At 41.9% G+C, this 1,338-nt stretch carries 2 protein-coding genes; both read right to left on the minus strand.

What is annotated here, in order from left to right:
• Positions 1-434, minus strand: a 434-nt coding sequence (locus IQ270_RS30310) for a hypothetical protein (RefSeq protein WP_228056851.1), incomplete at its 3' end; no start/stop codon positions are given.
• Between the two features lie 121 nt (positions 435-555).
• The gene (locus IQ270_RS30315; protein ID WP_228056852.1) at positions 556-1,095 is read right to left on the minus strand and encodes a hypothetical protein; all 540 of its coding nucleotides are present in this window, start codon (positions 1,093-1,095) and stop codon (positions 556-558) included.
• Positions 1,096-1,338: the final 243 nt, after the last annotated feature.

The following is a 1,338-nucleotide window of genomic DNA, read 5'->3' on the forward strand; positions in this document are numbered from 1 at the left end:
GGTGTAATATTTCCAATTAACGCAACATCATTAACTCGAATCGGCTGCAAGCGGCTGGCGAGATTGATAATTGGGACTTGTTCATCAATTACCCACCAAGCTAAAGCACGTTTTCGTGCCAACAAACGCGCTTCATTCCACTCATTCCCGGCAAAGTAGGTATAAAAATCACCTGAAGTTCCGCTAGTCATTCCTCGGTAAACTAAATCGTCAACATTCGCTAGAAATAATCCGGGATTTTGCCGGACTGTTTGTTTGTCAATAGGCTGCAAGTTAGCAAAAGCTGTTTGCCAATAGGGGACAAGTTGTGGGAAATCTGACTGGGAATCAATTAGTCCGGCTTGCAAAAAGCGGTGGTAATTTCCTGGGACTTTTGCGGCAACTTGTAAAACTCGTTTTAATTTGATGGCGGTGCGCTCGATCAATTTTGTCATAAGTTGCCACCTAGATAATTTGCAGGATTAGGACTTAGTTATAAATCCAAAATTAATCTGGTAAAAAAACCTAGTTCTCGTAAAAAACACTGGTTTTTGCGTAGGTTATCAAAATTAAGCGTTATTTTTGATAATCTTTGCTGGCGATTCTATCTGCTATTTGCAGCCAATCTTCATGAATCACAACTTGTCTATCCCCAGACAATCCTCTCAAGTTATTTCGCTGTATTTTTAGCGGTTTTTCACAAAAATTACCCAAAGGTTTGAGATAAGCTCTATTTACCCAGCCCACTCGGAATTCAGGCGCATTTGCAAACGCTCTTCCTCTTCTAGTATCACCTCCATCGAGATTTTGAGGGCTAGAACTATATTCACTGCCAATTTTTACCCACTTTCCTGTGGCATCTCGATCGCCCGTAACGACTTGCCAACCTTTAGGAACTAGCCCGATAACCGGACCGTCGGGGGAAGAACGGATAGTCAGGGGATCTGTTTCGGTAACGACTTGAGCAAAGGGTCGAGGCTTGCCTCCGTAGGGACAATTTTGAGCCTGTAAAGTTGTTTGGGAGGGCGTCGCAAAAGTGGTTTTGATACCCAACAGAGATAATAGAGTTAAGCTCACAAATAGCGCAATTTGTTTCCAAACTTTTAAGGGATTCACAGAACGTATAGCCTTTTTTAGATAGATGAGGTGCAATAACAGCAATAATTATACTGTATCTCATCTACCTGAGAAAGGCTATATTGCCAAGTTATCATTTGTTCGCCTCAAGTTTAGGAAAACCAAACATTCAATCATGCTTGCGGAATTGTGGCTTGAAAATAACCCCGATTGTTTTGCCGAATTAATCCAGTTTTTGTAACGCATCCTTGGTGCGGGACAGCAGCGGTATCTTGATTGAAG

Source organism: Microcoleus sp. LEGE 07076, assembly GCF_015207455.1.
Lineage (GTDB): Bacteria > Cyanobacteriota > Cyanobacteriia > Cyanobacteriales > Microcoleaceae > Microcoleus.